Below are 20,142 nucleotides of genomic sequence, written 5' to 3' on the forward strand. Positions count from 1 at the left end.
GCTTCGTATTTTAACCATAATACCTGAAAGATTTCGGAGCACTTGTGAAAATTTTGTACAATACTTATCTCGCACTACATAAAGAAACCTTCATTACCCTTGCCATCTATTTGGCGGCCCGAAGGAAGAGTTCGCCCGCCAGGAGCTAAAATACTACCTTAACATAAGTGAAAGCACCTACCATCAAAAGGTAAAAGATGGAATTTAAACCCAGAAAAATGCCGGGTGGCGACCGTTTTTACCTGAAAGACCAATTGGCTTCTTATTTAAAAAAGCTGTCCATTCCTAAAAAAAGTTTACATAGAAAGTTTTTCAAAAGAAAAAAACATTATGATAAGAGCAAAAGCACTTAAAGGTGAGGGTGGTCGTGAATCTATCCATTCTGATAGTTTCCGAATCCAGGTTGCATTAGAATATCTGGATGGATCGTTCAGCCAATCGCAAATTGAGAAAAAATATGGACTTGCGGAAAAATCCGTATATCGTTTCGTAAATTGGTACAAAGAAAACCAGATCGCCACTATGGATCAACACCCACCTGAGCAGGAACTATGCGCTAACAGTTCCGCAGATCAACGAGCACTTGAGAAAAAATTAGCGCTTGCAGAGCTGAAGATTGCCGCACTTGAAAAAGTTATTGCGATGGCCAACCATGAGTATAACACTGACCTTAAAAAAAAAGCTGCTACCAAGTGATGGCTGAACTACGCGGAACACGCCGATATTACAGTATTGATAATCTCTGCTGGGCATTTGGCTATACCAGACAGGCCTGGTACAACCATGTTAAAAGATCAGAACTTCAGTCCTTTCAGGAACACATCGTACTTCAAAGAATAAAAGAGATCAGAAATGATCTGCCAAAAACAGGTTGCATTAAGCTTTATAAAGAACTCAATAATGGGTTCTTGCAGACCTTAGGGATAGCTATGGGCAGAGATGCTGTATTTGAACTTGTCCGTGAAAATGGTATGCTAATAAAGACTAGAAAACGGTATGCGGTAACAACCAATTCATTTCACAGATACCGGATACATCCAGATCTGGTGCAGCGCAGGCATGCGGAACGGGCGGAAGAAATATAGGTGAGCGATATTACCTATATCACTACGATGAGCGGTTTTACCTATCTGTCCCTAATTACAGATGCATACTCAAGAAAGATAGTTGGCCATTACCTATCCACAAACCTGAAAGCTTCGGGTTGCCTAAAAGCACTTGATAAGGCGGTACTGTCCAGACTATATCCAGAAAGCAAATTGATACACCATTCTGACAGGGGAACGCAGTATTGTTGTGATGATTATGTTGGACAACTCAAAAAAAAGGAAATCAGAATCAGTATGACCCAGACTGGTAGCCCTTATGATAATGCCATCGCTGAGCGGGTTAATGGAATACTCAAAACAGAATTTGATCTCTACCAAACCTTTAAGTCACATAGCCAAGCCAGTGCAGCAATAGACCATGCAATCTATAAATATAATAACCTAAGGCTACATGCAAGTTGCAACTACCTAACACCAGAAAATACACACAATGAGCAAAAAGTAAATCAAAATAAAATAAATCAAACCCATGTAAACAAGTATCAGGAAGAAAACATAACATTGTAAACCCAATACAGTAAAAACAAATTCGATAGTAAACACAAATCAGTAATAAGACTTTTTACTGTAAACTTATTCCAGTATAGGACATCGAGACAAGTTAACCCCATGTTTACCTATTATTTACCTTTTGTTTACCCCGGCGTTACCTTTTAGGTAAAGAAAAGGTAATGCCGGGGCCTTTTGATGCCGGCAATAGGGTTATGCTCTGCGCCAGCTGTCTGCCAGCAGGGGCGCAGATTTCTGGGTTGAAGTTTTTAAAATTTCATTTTTTGGCTCAATTATACCTGTAACGGGTTCAATTTTGGCACATGAAGTCCGGATAATGCATTACGAAAGCCTGTGGCTAAGTGTGGGATGGATTTTTGCGGTTAAATCCGAAAACAATATGTCATCAACAGCCAATACCTGGACGGTTTTACCAGGCCTAAAGCTTAAATAATAAACCCTGCTCCGAGCAGCTATGGTGTGCTGGAGCAGGGTTTATTAAATTTTTGCTTTTAGCTACGCTTTCCGCACTGCAGTTTTTAATACTGAAAGGAGAAAAAGGATCAGAAATGCGAAAATCACGGGCGCAAAAACTTCTAACCAGCCGATGCGACCGAAAATGATTTTGAGGGTAAAGAGGATGCCGCTAAAAAGCATCCCCAACAGGATTAAGATTTCTTTAAAACCGCTTTGTTTTGTTTTTCTGGTTCTTCTTTTTGCCACAAGACTTTTTTTAGATGGTTCATTTATAGAAACGTAATTTCCACCCGCCTGTTCTTTCTTCTTCCGATGGCGGTTTTATTTGAGGCAACCGGATTTTCAATGCCTTTTCCCGTAGCACTTATCCGGCTTGCTTCAATATTTAATGCCGTTAAATGATTTTTAAATACATTGGCCCGTGCCTGCGCTATCTGCTGGTTTAGGGCTATCGGACCATCGCTGCTGGCATAACCATCAATATGGATGGATGCCGTTGGGTTTTTGGCCATATAAGAGACAATACGTTTGATTAAAGTTCTGTTAACGTTCGCAAAAGATGATGATCCCTGAATAAAGGTAACCGGCACGGCATGGTTGAGCGTCTTAATTGCTGCAACTTCTCTTTTAGATGTAACCAGAATGGCTTTATCGTTTGAATCATTTTTTATAACCGACGATTTTACCTCTGCAACAGCCGTAGTATCTATATTGCCAGCTTTTTCTTTCGCTGGTGTAGCAGGTATAACAACTGAAGCCGGACCGGAAGAAACGTTTGAAGTAGATACCTTTGCTGCAGCATCTGTTTTACCTGTTGCATAATACCAGATGCTGCAACCAACAACCAGTACTCCGAACAAACCGATCAGCCATCCCCTCGATCTGCCAGCTGGTTTTTCTATCTCTCCCTTTGAAAGATCAAATTTGGATGGCGCTGTTTTAGCACCATCGTTTTTATTTAAATTGAATGCCATAAATCTATTTTTTAAGTGTACATATCAACCAAAGTTTGCAAACTGCCCGTATGCGCCCGGCCCATCGCTTCAAACTCCCAGCTTTCGCCAACACGGAACAAACGCCCGAATTCTACCGCATCTTCATTGGTATATTGGTCCTTAAGGTCGTAACGCAGGATTTCCAAACCGTTACTCTCATCTACAATCCTGATATAACAGTCGTTTACTTTTCCAAAATTCAGATCTAATGTCCTCCTGTCTTTTTTATTGTCGTTAGGATATTTGCAGATGGTACAGCAGATGATAATCTGCTCGATTTTATCGCTGACTTTGGATAAATCGATAAACATATCTTCATCATCGTCGCCGTCACTTCTGCTTCCGTCAGGATCATCAATAGCGCCAATGATTGCACCATCTTCTGTGAATGGTCTGAAAAGGCCTTTTTCTACTTTATCCTCAATTTTATTACCCATACGAATTTGCCCGTAAAAGGTAAAGTATGAATCAGAAGGGATCTTGAAATCACCACCAATTGAAAATGCCGAAACATCGAGGTCAAACTCCGGACCGCCCGGTTCTTCGTTAGGGTTCCAGCCCATTCCTATTTTTACAATAGTGAGTCCGGGTGCTGCTTTGGAAAGGGAGAACCGATCTCCCTTATTTAAATTAAAACTGCTCATGATTGATATAATTCTATTAGTGTATTTAAACCGCCCGAAAAGGCCTGGCCAAGGGCCTCTACATTCCATGCTCCCCCATTTCTGGAAATGGAAGCAATCATCAGGGAATCTTCTTTTGTAAATTCCTCTTTAAGCAGGTACTGGCACAGAATCGATTTATCGTCGTGGTTGCTGATGTTGATATAGGAGTTTTGAACGTGGCCAAAATGGTGGCCTCTTTCCTCACTCTGATCAATGGTTACGGCGAAATAAAGGAACTCTACTTTCGGATCTATTTTGGATAAATCGATGTGGATTACCTCATCGTCTCCATCGCCTTCGCCTCCCCTGCTGTCGCCCGGGTAATGGGTAGAACCATCCGGACTGGTGTTGTTGTTATAAAAAACAAAATATTCATCAGCAAGCAGTTTGCCGTTTTCGCCCAGCATAAATACGGAGAGGTCAAGGTCTACCGGGTGCCCGTTTATAACAGCGGTATCCCAGCCGAGGCCGGCAATCATGTGTTTTAAGCCCGGTTCTTCCGCGATCAGGGAAACGGGTTTTCTTTTTTCTATTTGTATAGCCATTTTGTTAAGTTTTAGATTTTATAAGCCCTAACCCTTTTTTGGAGGTAAGGGCGGTGGTTTTACCGGATTGTTTTTAGTGTTTGGGCTTGCTTTTATTTCGGGCAATCTGGGGATGTTTATGGGTTTTGGGGCACTGCTTTCCTTTTTTGGTGGTAATGGCGGTGGCAATTTTGGTATTGGCAGCGGAGGACGTGCTAATACCGGAGGCGCAATTGTTGCTCTTACCTTAACACTATAACCGGCACTGGCAATTGTCTGGAAAATAGCCTGCATGGTATCTTTAATATCGACCGGCTGTAGCGCCAAAACATGATGATACTTTTTTAACAGTTTATCAGAAAAATACACAGTACTGATCTCTTCTGATCCGAGTAGGATCATTAAGTCATCGGCCTGCAGGTTGTTTGTCCTTAACAGATCGTCTATTGCGGCAAAAATCATCCCGTCATTGGCATAATATTGCAGCCTGTCGTTCAGGTTTCTTTCTCTTACATTAAACCAATGCCGGTTTCCATCAGATAGTTCAGCTTCACCTTTAATAATCGCACTGATGTTTTGAAGTAAAGCCGCACAAAATGGGAGTAAAAAAGCAATTTCGGTTTCTTTATTAACAGATAGATAAGAGTTTTGCAGGATAATATATTCTACAATCATATCGGCCAGGATTTTTACCCTGGGGTCAGCACCCTGGCCGACTAATCTGGCCGATCCAAGCACTTCAGCCTTACTATTTTTGTAAAGGTTTAAATAAAGTACATCATCAACGCCATTCATGAATAAAATAGCCTTGTTGCTTGATAAAATCTGCTTTTGGGTAAGTATATTAAAAAGGATATGATGATATCGAATACGGTCTACATTAAAATAGCCAGCCTCCTGAAAGAGGTTCTCGATCAGCGATTTCTCGTTGTCTTCAATATCATCATCAAATAAAAAGCGCAAAGGAAACTGCTGCCTGTACGATTCGATAGAATCGGATTTGTACAATACCGTGTTTAAAAAGTGCGATAAGTATTGTTCAACACCATAATAAAACAACTGTTTAACAGGTTTTTTATTGCCATATATACTGAAATGTTTAGCCGGATCTTTTACAATTTCGAAGTAATTGCCATAAGCATGCGGGTCGTTTCTGTAAAAGCGTTCCCTGGCGGCCGCACCAAAAATAAAATCGTTGCCGTTTACATAAAAGTATAAGGGAACCTCGTTCGATTCCCTCATTTTTAATGGGGCATAAGGGTTACTGTCTGATTGATACCAGAAAGTAACCGTCCGCTTCGATATTTTTGCCAATACACAGAATCCCATCATAACTATTGTTTTTGAATGCCCTTAAGCAGGTGTTTTTCAAAGAATTTCATCCCTTCCAGAATGATGACGGGCGCTACATAATCGAAATCTTTCTGATCGTCGTGTTTGCGCTTTTGTGCTTTGATAAAATCGGGCTCTCCTTTGATGTAGTTCTCGATGTTCATGTCCTGAAAACCCGCCATAAAATCTGTCGCATTCATTTTTAAGCCGAACATGCCGGATGATACTTTGTAAAACAGATCGGCAAAATCCATAAACCTAGGGCAATGCGGTTTGCCTTCCTGTGGCAAACAGATAAAATGATTGCCAATATGCTCCAGCATTTCAGGCGTAATGGAATTGGTTGATTCGAGGTATTTAAATTCGCCATTTGGCGTAACCACGCAGAAATTATCTTCGCCCAATATTTCAATGGCCTGTTTATTGGTGGGTACCAGAATGCTGGTGATATGGGTTGGGATGGCCAAACCTTTCGATACTTCGTATTTAACATCCGCATTATCTGTTCCGCGTTGCGAATTGATATCGATTATTTTTAAAGGGCTTGTGGTAATCGGACTAATGGTTTGTTTGGCCATTGCTTCCCCGCCCATTCCCCTGATAAACATCTGTGTATAATAATCATCTGCTGCGGCCGGATTTACTGCGGTAAACCAGTCGAATATTCTTGCGCCTTTACCTGCAAAGGCAATTTTTATTTTTGGTGGAATAGCTTTAACCGCTGGTGGCGCATCTTCTGATTTTAAAATCTCATTCCTTAGCTTATAAGCCAACTGACCTGCGTAAAACATAATCAGGCCGGTAACGTAAAGGTTAATGCTCATCATTTCCTTACATTCGGCAGCGATTAAAAGATAAAAAGTTTCAAAATCCGAAGCCTCTAAGCGGTCAACAACCTGTTCAAAATAATAGGGTGCCGTATTTTCGCTAAATTTAGGCGTACCAGAATTTAGTCCCTGAATAGATATTTTTTTCTTTTCACAAATCCTGAGCAGTACATTTTTAAAGTTGGGCGAAAATCTGGTGGCCTGCGCCACACGTTCGGCCGCAAAGCGGATGGAATTCTGCTTGATCATTGCCTTTCCACCTTCCATCTGGCATAGTGCCGTAATATCTGTTGTACTGCCACCAATGTCAAAACAAAGTACCAGTTCTCCGGGATTAATAGCGTAACCGCCGTTTGGGCGCACCAGGTAATTGGCTACGGCACAGGCTTCTGATAAGGATTCTTCGTTGCTTAATTTTTTGAAATCGAACCTCACCGGACCGGTTTCGGTTTTGATATCTACCACTGCAAGTGTTTTTTTAGCCTCATTGCCCCATCCTGTTGCCACTTCTGCCTGGGCTTGTTCGCCCCAAGCGCTATTGCCGGTACCGGTTGAACCCCATGCCGAGGTTTTGGCTGCAGGTACCGAAGCCTGACTGCCCCAACCACCCGATTGTGCTGCGGGAGAGCCCCAGCTGTTGTTGCCCGATGTATCACCGATATCTGAAAGATCAGAAGGAGGGAAGGTTTTTAATTTAACCTGGCTTTCAATGGGTGATATTTCTTTAAGCGAATCCCATATCCCCCTGTATTCGCTCAATAATTCTTTACCCATTGATGAAGGGTACGACCATTTTAAGGTATGCGGCTCATGCCCCTCGATAAATAACTGTGCGTATACATGAAGGAGTAAAGTACTTAAATAGGCGGTTTTGTAACTCTTGTCAATCTGCTGGGTAGACCACTTCATGTTGTACACCAGCTCGGCCCTGCCAATCCGGTTATAGCCTAAAATGTAACGGTTGTTTTCTGCATTTTCAATGGGTAGGTTTTTTTCAAAACAGGGGAAACCACCTTTTACGGCCTGTGCCATTAAGGAGTTGACCTGGATATTGCCATCGTTCACTACTCTTCTCGAATCGTGGATGGTTAATACAGATTTGATGGAATTGGTGAGGATTTCGTCGTTCTGGAAAAAGAAAATTTCATCTTCCACGGCTGGCCGTTCATCGTTGTTTTTACTATCGCTAGCCAGTAAGGATACCCTTTTGTTGGTAAGTTTCAGGTTTTCGCAAACCTCATTCCGCTGATCGGAAAAATAAGCAATAGAAGAATTGGTACTGCCAAAATCGACCCCTAAGAAGGCAGGCGACAATGTTCTTGGTGCATTTAACATGTTCACCGGTAAGGCTTGCGTATTGCCCGATCCATCGTAACGGATAATTCCAAAACCGCAATCAACCCCTGCATGTGCAAACTTTATCCCTTTAAAAGGTTTATTGCTTTCGTATATTTCATATTTATACTTATTATCGGCAACGGCATTGTTGGATGCGATGTGCAACTGGGCTTTAATGTTGCCGTATTTTTCAGAAATTATTGCTGCCCTTCCGTTAGCGGCCAGGTATAAAGGAATGCCTTTTTCATCCAGGATAATCCTGAAAAAATCATCGTCCACATTTCCGATAAATGGCGTCGCCTGAAATTTTGCATCGTTATGCGGTATTTCGGAATACAAAAAATAGCGGTTCCATTGTTTGGAAATAAAATTTGGCCACATCAAAATGTCCTTACCGCTTATTGATTCTGAGGTTACTTTGTAAATGACCTCTTTAATAATTTCATTTCCGGTTTCGGTATATAGCTTTAACTGAACAATCAACCGTTCGCCATCTTTATCGGCCGGGTCGTAAATGGCGGTAATGCGTGATTTTACGTTTGATGATTCCGAAATGCCGACCAATGCATCAAGTGTGGCGCCGAAAACATTCAGGGCCAATGGCGTTAATGGCAGGGTAAAATAGGCAAAGCTGTTCAGCTGTCCTTTAGTTTCGGCCGCCAGTAGCAATATGGGTTTGGTTTTGAGGAAATTCCGGGTGTCCATGCCATTCCTGCCAAAATCGATCTGGGCAATTTCAGTAGTATCCGGAAGCAGTAGATCTTTCGGATCAAACAGGATACTGCCTTCTTTCGATTCGTTATAGATCATTCCTTCAGAACCGAATAATGCTGTAGAATAGTTAAAAAGAAGACTAAAAGGATAATTGAACAGGGAGCCGACTTCGGGTGGGGTAGATTTATCAAGTTTAGGGTAACCTTTGGTCTGCTGATAAATGACCATATCGTTCATCCAGGCCTGGATACAGGTCGATATATTTCCATATTCTGGCCGGATCAGTTCTTCTACTCCGGCATAATTTAATCTGAACTTTTCAATGTTCTCTAAAATGTATTTGGCATAACCATACAGCGTAGAGAGTTCCTGCGGATTAATTTCCGACTGTAAGGGATCGATAAATTTTCCGTTCTGTACGTTAATGAAAGGGAATTTTTCCTTAATCTGGTATGATACCGAAGTGAAAACAAAACTGTCAGGAGAGGTTCCGCCAATCACATGGCCTTTAAATGAAATGACATCGATAAAGGGTATTCTATCGGCATTATTGGCCAAAGATTGATCGCACCATAAAGGTTTACGCTCAAACAGCATGTTGCCAAATGCACCGGTAGGCTCGTATAGGTTTGCAGTTGTATTTAATTGCTGTCCATCGGAATAAGATAGATGAATTCTATTCGCTTCTAAATCTTTATAGTTTAAAGCTATACAACTGATCAACCCTTTCCATTCGCTGATCAGTGATTTATAAAATAACATTAAACCTGATGCTTCAGCGTCTTTATCGCGGATGTTATCTATAGCATTTTTGAATAAGTTGGCCCGGGCAAATACAGAAGGTATACCTGATACAATGGTTCCGATATTAACAGCAGAATTACCGTCCTTATCTACAGCGATTTCAGGGATCAGGATATTTTTAGTGAATACTTCAAGCTGAGGGATTTTGTCCCAGGCAAATTCGACACCGTTTGGCTCTGTTTTGGGATGAACTTTTATGGCCAGGGCTTTGATTCTTTTATCAGACATAGTGGCTTTAGTTTATATCGAAGTTTTGTGAAATGGTAAGTGCATTAAAAATGTGCGCGAGGAATTTCTCTTTGGTGGTATTTACCTTTTGCTCCTCCTTAGGATTAGTGTCGATCAGATTCTCCACAAAAACATTATAGCGATCGCTAAAAAACCGTCCTTTACTCCAATGGTGTTTTTCATCCAAGAAAATGGTACCGACATCCAGTTTTTTTAGTTCGGAAGGGTTGTCCGGAAATGCCTTGCTATTGAAAAGGAACCTGCCCGGGGCAACGGAACTTCTCACCTGGTAAAGCCAGCCAGGGATAAACTTGGCATCTTTAAAGGTATATGCAAAAAGCTTGAAATATTCGTTAATGTCTTTACACTCGGTATCGGTAATGGTGCTGTATTGGTTCAGTTTTTGGTTTTCGCACTGTTTGATGAAACCTTTTATACCGGCATCATCAAAAGCCCCACCATTTTTGGTTAAAGAAATGTGTGCCAGGGAGAAAAAAGCACCCAGTTTATTTACAAATATCTCTCCTGATTTATTTTCATTGCCTATAAAGTCATCAAAAGAAAAATTGAACGAGTTATCTTTAAATTCTACTGCTTTATAGAGGTAATCAGCCTTTGCGCTGTTAAAACCATCTTTACGGGTAAAAAAATCGTACGCCGCACAGGCACATAACAACTCTGTAATGTGGCAGGGATTTTTCTGTTCGCTGCCACCGGTTATGGTTTGATTGGAAACGTTACTGCCATCGATTTTTTTACTTTCTATGGGCCAGCCGATATGGTAAAGCAATTTATAACATTTCTGAACGGTAGGGTCACTTTGGTAAAACTGCAGCGCAGCCTGACTGTTTAGCGGAAAAAACGACGAATCGGCAATTACACTATTGGCTTTGCTGGCCTTCTGTTTGTCATCTGGTTTATTGAAAGTGAAATATTCCGTTAATAAAGTAGAACCAAATTTGGCCTTGGCAAAATCGATACTGGCATTTCCGTTAGAACGGATTTTAACAAAATCCTGCAGTGCTTTAGGGATGACCGGAATAGATGATGCACCTGTACCACCGAATATAGAGCCAAAGATAAAAACCCTGGCATTTGCACCAGCACCCTCCAGTTTGCCCATAAAGGTATCCAGTTCGCGCTCCTGCGATTGTACTGCAGCACCTTTAATGATATTGCGGGCGGCTTCTACTATGCCATGGTACATCAGCATGGAACCCAGATGGGTTTGTGCCCGGTAGCCGTGGTCTAAGGCAAACTCCTGTACAGAGCTATTGTCTAAAAACAGATCCGAAATTAACTTATTGGCGCTCTGCTGCTGTGGCGAACCGGTGGTAATTTTACTGATGTTTTTATAGGTTTCCCTTCCCGGGCCGGCATAATTGGTGAAAAACCGGTGTAAATTCAGTTTAGCCGAGAAAAAGGTGTTTGCATTTGGCGTTCCGCCTATACTGGTACCAGTTGTTTTGATCCGGTTGTAAAGACCGATCAGTTCTTCAACCCGGCCTTTATTCCCGTTATTCTGATCGGTATCAAGCGTGAGTACTTCGATTTCCTGATTATCGAACATCCCGATTCCACATAAGTGGGTAAAGGCTTCTAAACAGCGCATCCCGGTACCGCCTATGGCGATGACAAATAATTTATCCATTATATTTTGATTAGGGATTAAAACCAGTGTCCGATTTTTCCGGTGGCAAATATTTTGCTCATCACAAAACCAATCATGATGTAAAGTATAAAGCCGATAGCTGTACCGATACTCAGGGCGGTTACATAATTATTTACGACCATGATATTTGCATCAGGCTTAAATGCATAATAACCCAGTAAAAAACATACTGCCGGATTTAAGATGGCCAATACCCAGAACCAGGTTTTGCGTGCTTTAGGATCTTTTGGATTACTCCCTCCCTCAAACCTGATGGCATTTGCAATAATGGCCGATAGCAGCAGAAAGATTAATGCAATAATAATAGAGATGATGTAAGCTGAAGTTGATTCCATTTTAGAGTTTATTTTAATGATTTAGATTACTGTTTGGTTTTGATGTAGTACGAGTACACTACTTTATCTGCAGGTTTAAGCTCCTGCAATGTGTTTTTGATTGATTCGGATAAAGCTGTATTTGGGGTATTTTTAGCATTTATCCACTCAAATTTGGCCATTTTAGCGCCCTGTAAATTGGGTCTGGCCGTGTTTGTTAAAATATCTACCTTGATCAGTCCATCTGGATTACGGATGTTGGCTACACTGAATTTAGGATCGAAAGCAATACCCAACTCTGCATGTTTTGGATTAGCTGCCCTGGTATTGCTAAAAAGGGTTTGGTTTAGAGTAAAAACCTCATTAAGGGGACTTGAAGGCTGTGCCTGATAAACCCATTGCGCCTTTAATTTTCCGTCGGGATTGTAACATGCCAGTGCAATTGCATCTTTTTCCTGATCAGAAAACTTGGCCTCGCCGTTACTACCTTTGCTTAATTTCGGCTGGTGTTTTTTGGCTTCTTCTGCTTTTGCAAAGTTTTCGAAATCGGTAGCTACATCCGAAACTTTTACACTGAAGTTCCCAAAAGTGTAGCTGTCTTCATTACTGAGGTCGATAAAAAGTTTCCTCAAGAAATCGTTAAACTGGTTTTGGGCTGCGTAAGTACTGTGCAGCTGATCGATGTTTTTCCAATCTAATCCGAGCGGATAAAACTCAAAGTTGTGTCCGTTATTTAGTCCGTTGATGTAACCTTCTTTTAAATCGAGTACATTTTTGGCTTTATCTGATTTTGCAGTCTCATCATAAAAAATACCACCTGATTTTTCCGAAGGATATGCTGTAGAAAGCTGATAAGCACTGTTTGATAAATCAAACCGGGTTGTGGATGGCGAAAGTTTTGATTCGAGTTTTGAAATCATACTTCCTGCATCCGGATGACCACAACTGAATATGGTAAAGTAAAGATGTTTATTTACCTTGCCTTCTTTATAATCTGCAATAAAAAAGTGGACAGCGTTTCCTTTTTCGAGCCATTTGGAGAATGGGATTTTAAGAAAAGCCGTATTGGTAACTTCTATATTTTTTTGCCACTCCTCAAAATCGGTAATCAGGAGAGCATCGCTATTTCCGGTAACAATTTTTTCTACTGTTGATTGCAATGGTGCCCAGATATCAGCGTATTGTTTCGGGTCGCTTACCTGTTGCCCCAACTCGGTAGTATTGGCTACGTTGAGTAATGATATTTTATTAGAACCTAATTTGTAAACTTCAAACTGCTGGGCGAGAACGGTGTTGAAGCAGGCCGACATCATGCTTTTAATCGTAGGATCGCTAAAAGCCTTATTTATTCCAGAGGAGAAATCAATATAAAGTGCCGGTGTACCTTTTTTGGTCTCACTTACTGGAACATTAGTGTTATGGTACGCTTCGATACGCTTTCCTAAATCCTGATCATAAAGGTTAAAATTTGTAGCTGCAAAAGGATCTTCTGTTTGGGAGCCTCCGGAACCTTTACAAGCTGAAATTGCAAATAGCCCCAATAGTCCCATGATTCTGATAAAGTTACGGGTATTGCCTGTTTTCATAATTTATACATTTTAATGCTTTTAGTATTGTTTAGCTGATCAAAAGTATAAGCACAGCAACGGCAATCCTTACGGAAAACCGTAAAGAGAAAATTATAGGCATAAAATTTTAATTTATTTTTTTAGAACCGAAGGAAAGATGCTGCCTGAAAAATCGTTTATTGCTTACCCGAATTTTCTTTTCTGTATCTGCAAAACCATAGCCCTTTTCAAAAACAACCTTACGAATATTAATTACCTAAATTACAAGCACTTGAACCTTAAATATTCATTCGCTAGAGCAAATTGGAAGTAATGTAATTACTAGTCTGTACATTCCATGTTAGACAGTCTTCAATCTGTTAGATCCGGTCTTAAAGGGTAGATTGCGCAAGAGTATTGCTAAAAATGAAAACCAAAAAAACAAAACCAGCATGACTGTTAATTATAGTTTTTTTAATGCCCTTCTTCAGAATAGCCAAATGGGGTATTTATATATTTTTTATACCAGGTTATCTTGGTGTAGTCCAGAACAGTTCAGGATTATTGGTTTTATAATTGATAAACTTAACCCCGGTTTTCTGATTTACTGATTCTTTTTTCTGCGGTCCCTGCACAATACCGTCAAGTGGCAACAGTTCTACATAGGCCACTTCTTTTCCGCTGGTCCAGGTTTCGGCATCATACTGGCTCATTACGGGTGTTTCCAGGCGGTAGAGATTCTTTGCCATATAGGTCTGCAGGTAATATTCCTTGGATTGTAACGCGGTACGGTTCCAGTTTGCATCCGCATTTAATACCAGCGGCATACCTTTTACCAATCGCTCCCTTACTTCCCGTATACCGAGCAGATTGCCTTTTTCATCCATTACATACGAATCAAAGGTAGGGTCAATCCAGATCCATTTCTTAAGGTCCTTACTGTATACCATATTAATCACATGGCAATCATCAAAGTTTGTTTCCTTTGGCATACAGGTAATATATCTGGAAGTGATGCCCATAGCGAGGTAACATTCATTAAGCACCGTGGCCAGCATACGGCAGTTTACCCCGCGGTTTTGTTCCCTGCATACTTTAATCAGCTCAATTGCATTTTTAAGGTTCGGGTTATTGCTGTTCCCATCATGTCTGATCAGGTTATGTACCCAATTCATCAGGTTGAAAATTTTAGAAAGCTCATTTCCTTTGCCTGCAACAGAATCCAGCCTGAGATCCGTTCTGATGCGCACCAGATTCGGGTTTTCCATAGATTGGTAGGTAAATACCGGGACTTCACGTACGTCAGAAAGGTTATATTTTCCGGCCTTTTGAAGTGTATCCAGGTAGGCAATAGGCTTCCGGTTTGGTGCCTTTGCATCATATTTTACCTGTGTTCTTGCGGTATCGGTTCCATTAACCAGGATAATAAAATCATATTCCCCAACCTTTGGATCGATATTGAAGGATATGGATTCCTGGTCGGTATAAAAAGTTACTTTTTTGGCCGAGGTGGTATACACATCCAATTTTTCTTTAGGCATAACTGTCCAGGCGTTCTTTCTAACCGGGTAGTTATCGTCTTTGATATCAACACTGGTAGAAGTTGCCTTAACGATTTTAAGCTGCTTTTGGGCGAACGCAGTGATTACTGAGAAAAGGAGTAAGGATAGAATAGCGCGTTTCATTTTCAATTGTTTTAAGGTTCGGACTTAAAACAAAGACGCCCTGAAAATCAGTAAGGTTGCATGGAATCAAAAATATAATTGGCGGTTTAAAGCCTAAGTTGCCTGGTAGAAATAACAACTACGCCATATGCTCATTTTTAAACATGCGGCCTTATAGTTTTGCGTTATAAAAAATATTCCTGGAACCACTCCCTTAAACAAAAAAGCCGCCCAAATAGGCAGCTTTAACTTATCTGATTGATACTTTCTATTTGGCTAAAACCATTGCATTTTGCTCTGCTGTCATGATTGCTTCAGAAGCATAGGTTTCAGATTTGAGACTGGCAAAGTCAGTTAATTTTAAATTTTTCATGTTGCTTGCAATCATTGTACTCTGATCAGCAGTACCATTTAATTTTAATACCGCATCCTCTTTAACGATGGTATATAAACTGCCTGTTGTAGTTTTAATCTTAGCGGTAGCACTCTGGCTCAAAAATAACTGAAGGTTTTTTACATCAAAATTATTGCTGGTTATCACAACCGATTGACCATAAGCTTCGATTCTCTCCAAATCTTTTACAGTAATATTAAGCGTTACCTGGCTGGTTTCCATTGAATTGATAAATAAGGTTTTTCCATCGGTTAGTACTGAAGTTTTTTCAGCATCGTAGTTGCTTGCGCCTGCTACATTTTGTTTGTCGCCCTGCGTTAAGATCAGTTTTACGTTACCGCTTACCCAGATCCGGTTGAATGTAGATAATGAAGCCGTTTTGGTTTCTGTTTTAACAGGCTCGGCGGCAAAAGTTGCCATTGCTGATGAAGTAAATACTACTGCTGTTAATGCTGCTGCGAATAAGGTTTTTGTGAAGGTTTTCATATCTTTAATATTTTAAGTTCTTGTTATTGTTTTGTTATTAAGACGCAGTTGTGCCGTAAACGTTGCAGGCAAAAACTTCATATTATACCAGCATCAATAACTACTAGACCAACGCCTGTAATTTCTAGACGAAACTGAAAATTATTTTGTTTGTAAATCTTAAAATAACAATGAAAATATATTTCTTTCAGGCAATTACCGCTTAAGGCAGAGCGAGAATTTTCTAATTACACCGGCAACGGATGGAAATTTATAAATGAATTTAATTTGACGTTTATAGTTATAAATTAGCCAGTAAATAGATCTAAAAAATGTTTTATCATGCAACATATACAACGAACTTTTGTCTTAATTGTAATAGCAGCAGTTAACTTAAACAACAATCCATTCAATATTATTATGAAGTCTTTCTTTATTTCCTTGTTTATTCTTTTTTCCCTATCTGTATCCGGGCAACAAAACTATTACTATAAAATGCCAAATGGCAAAATCATTGATTCTGAAACTTATCTGAAGGTTAAGGAAAACCTTTCTAAAAACGGAAAGGCTGAAGAACGCGTTGTTACGCGAATAAATCGTAATGATTCGGTAATCATTACGCCTAAAATTACTGTTCTTACCGGAAAAGATAAAAACGGAAACTATATTGATCCTTACGGTGAACAAAAAAAACTGATTGGCACACGCTTTCCTATTGAACGCTTTAAGAATGAAAAAGGCTCAAACTACTCAAAGGCTTTTTTGAGTGGTAAACCAACTATCATTAACTTCTGGTTTACAAATTGTATACCGTGTGTAGCTGAAATTCCTTTGCTTGATTCGTTACATCTACAGTCGCGAGATAAATTTAATTTTCTTGCGATTACCTTTGAGGACCAAAAAGTGGTTAATGCCTTTTTAAAGAAAACTTCTTTTAGCTTTACCCATATTCTCAATGCAAAAAAAGAAATAGATAAACTTAAAATTTCTGCTTTTCCTACAAACCTAATTCTGGACAAGAAGGGTTTTATTGTTGATGTTTACGGTGAAATCTCAGATTCGTGGAGACAAATATCAATTTTACTAAACGACCTGCTGTAAAATTCCACCCCTCCACAAAAGAACCGTCTACAAGTATCAGGGCGGCTTTATGCCTATTAAGAAAATATTTTATTTTGCCAATACAAGGTATCTACCGTGGTATACATAGTCGAGGATTTAAAAATTTGGATTTCAAATACCATTTAGTTGAGCTGTATAAGCAAATTATTTGGGCTGTGTACGCAATTCATTCTCTTTCCGAACGCTGATATTTGAATTATGAAAAACATCAATAAAATTCAGTTAGGCCAGAATGGGCCATTAGTATCAGGCCTAGGACTGGGCTGCATGCGTATGTCGTCGATTTGGGGAGGACCAGCACCTGATGAAGCAGAAAGTATGGCGACGATAAAGGAAGCTTTGGACCTTGGCATCAATTTTCTGAACACCGGCGATTTTTACGGTGCTGGCCATAACGAAATGCTGATTGGAAAAGCGATTAAAGGAAGGCGCGATGATGCCTTTATCAGCGTAAAGTTTGGAGCCATCTTTCACAACGGCCAATGGTTAGGCATGGATCTCAAACCGAATTCAATCAAAAACTTCATTAATTACTCACTTACCCGCCTTGGTATTGAAACCATCGACCTTTATCAACCCAGCCGGATGGATAATAGCGTGCCCGTGGAAGATATTATCGGCACTGTTGCCGATCTGGTTAAGGAAGGCAAAGTTAAACACATTGGTGTATCTGAAATTACCGCAGCGCAACTGCGCAAAGCCAATGATGTCTATCCGATCAGTGCATTAGAAATTGGTTATTCGCTTGCTGAACGACAGATAGAAACTGAATTGTTACCGGCAGCAAAGGAGTTAGGTATTGCTGTTGTGGCTTTTGCAAATACGGCAGAAGGTTTGCTTACAGGCGAATTGACAGCACCACTAAACGATAACGATTACCGGAATCATTTCTCTCGTTTCCAGCATGAAAATCTTGTGCATAACCTCGAAAAAGTTGAGGTGCTGAAACATTTGGCCATCACAAAAGGTTGTACACCGACACAGCTTGCCATTGCCTGGGTAAAAGAACAGGGCGATCAGATCATGCCATTAGTAAGCATGAGCAAGAGATCGCGTTTGGCCGAGAATATCGAGGCGATGGAAATCAGCTTCACCCCTGAAGAAATAAATGTATTAAATACTACTTTTGCAATAGGAGCCATTAAAGGCGGCACCTACTTAGAACGATAAATGGAAAGTCCGGCAGAAATTCTTCCTGGTGTAATCTTTTACTCTTACCTGTGTACCGAAAGGAAACAGAAAGCGTGCTTCTGGGACCATCATACCCTGGTACTGCAGGTTTCAGGTCAATTCACCTTAGAAACTTCTGCTCAAACCATATCTATGGGCGCAGGAGAAATGCTGTTGATTGGTAAAAATCAACTGGGTATGCTGACCAAAACACCTGGCGGCGGAGGCAGCTATGAAACCATTGTGATCTCACTACAGGAAGACCTGATGCGCAAAATTGCATTGGAGGAAAAACTGGAATCTGGCGGGAAATATATTGGTCTGCCAAACCTATTGATTCCCTCCAATGAATTTTTGCAGGGCTATTTTCACTCCATCGTTCCGTATGCCAGAAGTTCGGGAGCCTCCATGACTGACGAAATGGGCATTTTAAAGGTAAAAGAGGGCGTTAAATTATTGCTGCTGGCGATGCCTGTATTACGAAGTTTTTTATTTGATTATTCAGAACCCTACAAAATAAATCTGGAAAAGTTTATGCTCAATAATTTCCAGTTCAATGTTCCTGTGGAAAAATTTGCCCAACTCACGGGCCGCAGCCTGGCCGGATTTAAGCGTGATTTTCAAAAAACATTCGCTCTTCCTCCTCGCCAATGGCTGCTCTCCAAACGGCTTGACATGGCAAAATTTTTAATCGAAAATAAACATCAAAAGCCTTCTGCCATCTATTTGGATTTAGGTTTCGAAAGCCTTTCGCACTTTTCACATACCTTTAAAAAGAAGTTTGGGTTAGCCCCAAGTGAACTTATCCATCTTGAAATAGCTAAGCAGGTATAACTTGCAGGCATTTAGAACACCTGGTGTAGCCCAGGCAATTCTTAAAATCACCAACGATTAGTTTTAATAGGTTACAAAACCAAAAGGTTTAACTACTTCTCCAGTAACCATGCTTTAGCGGCTGCAATCACGCGGTCATGCCTGGTATTAGAAACATCGTCAATAAAAACATCGGGTTTAATGTTTTCGGGATAGCCTTTTCCATTGCGGTCGGCGACGAAGGTTCGGGCCAGTTGCAACTGGTCACCATTGGAAAGATTAAACGTATAGTTAGCTGTGGTATATCCGGCTGATGTTTGTCCAAAAGATTTAACATTGGGCAGCCCCAATAAGGAAACTGCTGTCATTTCACCACTGCTTCCGGTTCTGGCATCCAGCAACACAGCGATCTTTACCGAGTTGTTTTTAATTTTATAAGTACTGATGTTTGCTGGCTTACCCGAAATTTTACCATTTTCATTTGGCCAGGGCCGCTTTTCCTCCATGCTGCCAAAAACAAAGTAACCTGCGGTACCATCAACAATTAGGGCATTCAACCCCGCCAGCATAGGCCACATGTTACCACCTGTATTATGGCGCAGATCTACAATCCAGCCTGCAATGTTGTTTTCCGTATCTAATTTTTGAATGATCAGACGGATGGTGTCGGCAAAACGAGCGTCTTTCGTTTCATCAAAGCTCAAACACTTTGGTACCTTAACCCAGGCAACACCATCTCCCAGATAGTCGCCCTGCGGCCATTCTGCCACTGGTGTCTCAGCAATCTGCTTCATCCGTTTTGACGACACAAAAAATGAGTGTTTATCTCCAGCTGCCCTTAGCTTCTCTGTGTAGAAATTATAAAGCATCTGCTGGTTGGCAGAGTCGTTCGTGGTTAACGATAATGTTTTGCTCTCCTCCTGTATGCCTCGCCAATCCAATTTGTTGCTGAACATGGAATTATTTTTCAGTATGGTGAAAATTTCTTTATTTAATTTCACTGTAGCACGGCCCGGTGAGTTGTTTTGGCCATAAACGGGGTTATAAAGTATAGCGCATAAAATGATTAATAGATAGGCAGGGATCTTCATCAGTTTCTATAAAGTATTGATACATTTTGAAGACGTGAGGTTAACGAAAAGGGTTGCATGGGAAAACGTATAAATGGTTGTACAGATCATTACTATTTTATAAATACACGTTCTAAAATAGCATATAACTATAAATAAGAAATTTCCTGGATATTCAATAGCACCCAGGATAAGCTATTTAATATCGGGTCTAAAGCATTCAAGTCGCTCCTTCAGCAGCATAGGTGATATCGACAAAAACCCCTTTAAGGAAAACTTAAAGGGGTTTAAAGCAGTGGTCCCGACGAGAATCGAACTCATATCTAAAGTTTAGGAAACTTCTATTCTATCCGTTGAACTACGGGACCATTTGTTGCGCAAATATAGCAAAAGTTTCGTCGCAAGAGAA

Annotated in this window: 18 protein-coding genes and 1 tRNA gene; 6 read left to right on the forward strand and 13 right to left on the reverse strand. The window is 40.5% G+C overall.

From position 1 onward, the window contains the following. Positions 1-330 precede the first annotated feature (330 nt). The 3 genes from ABEG20_RS17760 to ABEG20_RS17770 are packed head-to-tail and all read left to right on the forward strand — an operon-like array spanning position 331 to position 1,616. Positions 331-696, forward strand: coding sequence for a helix-turn-helix domain-containing protein (locus tag ABEG20_RS17760; protein ID WP_406824590.1), 366 nt, complete (start codon positions 331-333; stop codon positions 694-696). Beyond that, the gene (locus ABEG20_RS17765; RefSeq protein WP_406824591.1) at positions 696-1,085 is read left to right on the forward strand and encodes a hypothetical protein; all 390 of its coding nucleotides are present in this window, start codon (positions 696-698) and stop codon (positions 1,083-1,085) included. The genes ABEG20_RS17760 and ABEG20_RS17765 overlap by 1 nt, the downstream gene beginning before the upstream one ends. Next, complete coding sequence (locus tag ABEG20_RS17770; RefSeq protein ID WP_406824592.1) at positions 1,086-1,616, forward strand: IS3 family transposase; 531 nt, start codon at positions 1,086-1,088, stop codon at positions 1,614-1,616. It begins immediately after the preceding gene. Between the two features lie 498 nt (positions 1,617-2,114). On the opposite strand, the gene ABEG20_RS17775 is transcribed toward ABEG20_RS17770, so the two are convergent. From ABEG20_RS17775 to ABEG20_RS17825, 11 genes are all read right to left on the reverse strand, one after another. Continuing rightward, complete coding sequence (locus ABEG20_RS17775) at positions 2,115-2,321, reverse strand: hypothetical protein (RefSeq protein ID WP_406824593.1); 207 nt, start codon at positions 2,319-2,321, stop codon at positions 2,115-2,117. A gap of 23 nt (positions 2,322-2,344) precedes the next feature. Further along, complete coding sequence (locus ABEG20_RS17780; protein WP_406824594.1) at positions 2,345-3,049, reverse strand: OmpA family protein; 705 nt, start codon at positions 3,047-3,049, stop codon at positions 2,345-2,347. A gap of 11 nt (positions 3,050-3,060) precedes the next feature. Further along, positions 3,061-3,714 carry a TerD family protein gene (locus ABEG20_RS17785; RefSeq protein ID WP_406824595.1) on the reverse strand — a complete coding sequence of 218 codons (654 nt, stop codon included), beginning with the start codon at positions 3,712-3,714 and terminating at the stop codon, positions 3,061-3,063. Continuing rightward, on the reverse strand, positions 3,711-4,280 hold the full coding sequence (locus tag ABEG20_RS17790; protein ID WP_406824596.1) for a TerD family protein: 570 nt from the start codon (positions 4,278-4,280) through the stop codon (positions 3,711-3,713). The genes ABEG20_RS17785 and ABEG20_RS17790 overlap by 4 nt, the downstream gene beginning before the upstream one ends. A 27-nt stretch (positions 4,281-4,307) precedes the next feature. Then, complete coding sequence (locus tag ABEG20_RS17795) at positions 4,308-5,591, reverse strand: hypothetical protein (RefSeq protein WP_406824597.1); 1,284 nt, start codon at positions 5,589-5,591, stop codon at positions 4,308-4,310. A 2-nt stretch (positions 5,592-5,593) separates the two neighbouring features. Beyond that, positions 5,594-9,502 (reverse strand): hypothetical protein, encoded by a 3,909-nt coding sequence (locus ABEG20_RS17800; protein ID WP_406824598.1) that lies wholly within the window; start codon positions 9,500-9,502, stop codon positions 5,594-5,596. A gap of 7 nt (positions 9,503-9,509) precedes the next feature. After that, on the reverse strand, positions 9,510-11,153 hold the full coding sequence (locus ABEG20_RS17805) for a hypothetical protein (protein WP_406824599.1): 1,644 nt from the start codon (positions 11,151-11,153) through the stop codon (positions 9,510-9,512). A gap of 17 nt (positions 11,154-11,170) precedes the next feature. Then, positions 11,171-11,509: a hypothetical protein gene (locus ABEG20_RS17810; RefSeq protein ID WP_406824600.1), complete on the reverse strand. Its 339-nt coding sequence runs from the start codon at positions 11,507-11,509 to the stop codon at positions 11,171-11,173. A gap of 26 nt (positions 11,510-11,535) precedes the next feature. Beyond that, the gene (locus ABEG20_RS17815) at positions 11,536-13,074 is read right to left on the reverse strand and encodes a hypothetical protein (protein ID WP_406824601.1); all 1,539 of its coding nucleotides are present in this window, start codon (positions 13,072-13,074) and stop codon (positions 11,536-11,538) included. A 491-nt stretch (positions 13,075-13,565) separates the two neighbouring features. Next, on the reverse strand, positions 13,566-14,720 hold the full coding sequence (locus tag ABEG20_RS17820; RefSeq protein ID WP_406824602.1) for a transglutaminase domain-containing protein: 1,155 nt from the start codon (positions 14,718-14,720) through the stop codon (positions 13,566-13,568). 247 nt (positions 14,721-14,967) lie between these two features. Beyond that, positions 14,968-15,579: a GIN domain-containing protein gene (locus ABEG20_RS17825; RefSeq protein ID WP_406824603.1), complete on the reverse strand. Its 612-nt coding sequence runs from the start codon at positions 15,577-15,579 to the stop codon at positions 14,968-14,970. A gap of 321 nt (positions 15,580-15,900) precedes the next feature. Here ABEG20_RS17825 and ABEG20_RS17830 point away from each other — a divergent pair, with 321 nt between their 5' ends. From ABEG20_RS17830 to ABEG20_RS17840, 3 genes are all read left to right on the forward strand, one after another. After that, positions 15,901-16,659 (forward strand): TlpA family protein disulfide reductase, encoded by a 759-nt coding sequence (locus ABEG20_RS17830; protein ID WP_406824604.1) that lies wholly within the window; start codon positions 15,901-15,903, stop codon positions 16,657-16,659. A 219-nt stretch (positions 16,660-16,878) separates the two neighbouring features. Next, on the forward strand, positions 16,879-17,850 hold the full coding sequence (locus ABEG20_RS17835; RefSeq protein WP_406824605.1) for an aldo/keto reductase: 972 nt from the start codon (positions 16,879-16,881) through the stop codon (positions 17,848-17,850). Continuing rightward, positions 17,851-18,684, forward strand: a complete 834-nt coding sequence (locus ABEG20_RS17840) for a helix-turn-helix domain-containing protein (RefSeq protein WP_406824606.1) — start codon at positions 17,851-17,853, stop codon at positions 18,682-18,684. 92 nt (positions 18,685-18,776) lie between these two features. Here ABEG20_RS17840 and ABEG20_RS17845 read toward each other — a convergent pair whose 3' ends face one another. Then, positions 18,777-19,754, reverse strand: coding sequence for a S41 family peptidase (locus tag ABEG20_RS17845; protein WP_406824607.1), 978 nt, complete (start codon positions 19,752-19,754; stop codon positions 18,777-18,779). A 275-nt stretch (positions 19,755-20,029) separates the two neighbouring features. Then, positions 20,030-20,101: transfer RNA gene (locus ABEG20_RS17850), tRNA-Arg, on the reverse strand. Positions 20,102-20,142: the final 41 nt, after the last annotated feature.

This window comes from Pedobacter sp. KACC 23697 (assembly GCF_045348445.1).
GTDB lineage: Bacteria > Bacteroidota > Bacteroidia > Sphingobacteriales > Sphingobacteriaceae > Pedobacter.